The following is a 2,285-nucleotide window of genomic DNA, read 5'->3' as shown; positions in this document are numbered from 1 at the left end:
TGAGCACCGTGTTCTTCGGCGGGGGCACGCCCACCCGGTTGGCAGCAGCGGATTTGGTCAGCGTGCTGACCACGGCGCGGGAAACCTTTGGGATCACGACGACGGCGGAGGTCACCACCGAGGCCAATCCCGACTCCGTGACGCTCGAGGACCTGCAAACCCTCTCCGATGGTGGCTTCACCCGGGTGTCGTTCGGCATGCAGTCGGCCGTGCCCCATGTGTTGGAAACGTTGGATCGGACGCATGATCCGCGCAATGTGGGACCTGTGGTGCAATGGGCCAAACAAGCCGGCCTGTCCGTGAGTGTGGATCTGATCTACGGCACCCCGGGGGAGTCAGTGGCCGACTGGGAGCAGTCCTTGCAGGAGGCCATCTCTTATGAGCCCGACCACATCAGCGCTTATTCGTTGATCGTGGAAAACGGGACCAAGATGGCTGCCGCTATGCGCCGCGGTGAGATCCCCATGATCGATCCTGATGACCAGGCCGAGAAGTACGAACGTGCCGATGCACTGTTGGGTCAGGCCGGCTATCAGTGGTACGAAATCTCCAACTGGTCCCGTGCGGCACAGGGACGCACGGCGGCGCAGAATCGCTCCGCGCACAATCTGGCCTACTGGCACAATCAGGACTGGTGGGGGATCGGTCCCGGTGCCCACAGCCACGTGGGTGGTGTTCGGTGGTGGAACCGCAAACACCCCGTGCCGTACACCAATGCGGTGCGTGACGGGATCTCACCGGCCGCCGGGCGCGAATCCTTGGATGCCGGCACTCAGCTGTTTGAACGCATCATGCTGGAAACCAGGACTGTTGATGGTCTGCCGATTTCAGTTCTGCAGGAATCCGAACGCCACGAGGTGGCGGGACTTGTGGCCGAGGGCTTGATTGACGGCCGTGCGGCCATCGCAGGTCAGGTGGTCTTGACCCTGAAGGGACGTTTGTTGGGCGATGCCGTGGTGCGCCGCCTTGTCCCTCAGCTCTCCTGAGAACGCCCTTGGGCTTGCCTGACACTGACGATTTCACCGGTGGAGGTCATGGGGCCGGAGGCCATGCGGGCCGCCTTGCGTTCGGCACGACGTCGGGTGACGACGTCATAGAGGTACCAGTTGAAGCGGTAGACGAACGGCCGACCCTTGTTGACCACAATGGCTGCCTGCAGCGAGCAGACTGCCAGGAACAACCACGCTGCCGCGGCCACCAGGGCGAAGATCCACCCGACGTAGGGGATGAAGGCCAGCAGCACGCCTGCAAGGACCACCAGGCTGGGGGTGAGGGTGAAGTTGGCTGCTTCCAGGGATTCCTGCTCCGTGAAGCGGGCGCGGCCACGGGACCACCGGTGCATCACGATGGCCGGCAGACAACCGGCAATGCCGAGCATGTGCGCCAGAGTGGCTATTTGTTGGTCATCGGACACGCTCATGGGGCGAGGCCGGGCTGAGACACCTTCAAAGGGGGTGCTGCTCTGGTCCTGGCCGGAAGTGGATCCGGGGTTCGGATCTTCTTCGCGGGGTCCTCGGCTGCTGTTGGTCGAAACGGCCACGGGTCACCTTTGTGATCAGGACTGCACCCCTGGTGCGGTCACTTGGTCGGGGCTGCGCAATGCCGCCCGGGGGGGGAAGCAGCGCCATGGTCAGAGCAGAGTTTACCTGGCGGTGGCCGCGTTGCCGGGAACGGTCACAAAATCGATGAGTTCCTCCACCTGTCCCAGCAATTGTGGTTCCAGGTCCGCGTAGGTGTTGACGCGGGAGAGGATGTGACTCCACGCCTTGCCCAGGTCCTCGGCCGTGGCGTGGGGCCACCCCAGTCCCCGGCAGATCCCGGTCTTCCAGTCCTGACCGCGGGGCACATGGGGCCAAGCCGGAATGCCCAGCACGGATGGTTTCACCGACTGCCAGATGTCGATGTACGGGTGGCCCAGAATCAGCACGTTGCCGGGCGCAGCAGGAACCTGCATGGCCTGGGCGGCAAGACGGGACTCCTTGGAGCCCTCCACCAGGTGATCCACCAGAATGCCCAGACGGCGCGTGGGGCTCGGTTGGAACTGCTTCACGGCGGCTGCCAAATCATCCACGCCGTGCAGGGGCTCCACCACAACGCCCTCCACCGCCAGGTCATGGCCCCAGACCTTGGCCACCAGTTCGGCGTCGTGCTTTCCCTCCACCCAAATGCGGGAGGCCTGCGCCGTCCGGGCCCTGAAACCCTCCACCTCCACGGAGCCGGAACGCGTCCGACGCCGGGCGGGGGCGGCGGGCGCCCGCCGCGGTTCAGCGGCAATCACCGGTTGG

General features: G+C 64.7%; 3 protein-coding genes. 1 reads left to right on the top strand and 2 read right to left on the bottom strand.

Going from position 1 to position 2,285, the window contains the following annotated elements:
* Positions 1–986 (top strand): coproporphyrinogen-III oxidase family protein (locus L979_RS10040; protein ID WP_047692075.1); only part of this gene is annotated, 986 nt, incomplete at its 5' end.
* Here L979_RS10040 and L979_RS10035 read toward each other — a convergent pair.
* Both L979_RS10035 and L979_RS10030 read right to left on the bottom strand, forming a co-directional pair.
* Complete coding sequence (locus L979_RS10035) at positions 974–1,540, bottom strand: DUF4870 domain-containing protein (protein ID WP_231559493.1); 567 nt, start codon at positions 1,538–1,540, stop codon at positions 974–976. The genes L979_RS10040 and L979_RS10035 overlap by 13 nt on opposite strands.
* A 102-nt stretch (positions 1,541–1,642) precedes the next feature.
* Positions 1,643–2,285: DUF3097 family protein (locus L979_RS10030; protein ID WP_047692073.1), on the bottom strand; the 643-nt coding region annotated here is incomplete at its 5' end.

The sequence above is a fragment of the Kocuria sp. ZOR0020 genome, assembly GCF_000800955.1.
In the GTDB taxonomy this organism is placed as follows: Bacteria; Actinomycetota; Actinomycetes; order Actinomycetales; family Micrococcaceae; genus Kocuria; species Kocuria subflava.
Note: the sequence above shows the minus strand (reverse complement) of the source record. Positions and strands in the feature narration are given on the sequence as shown.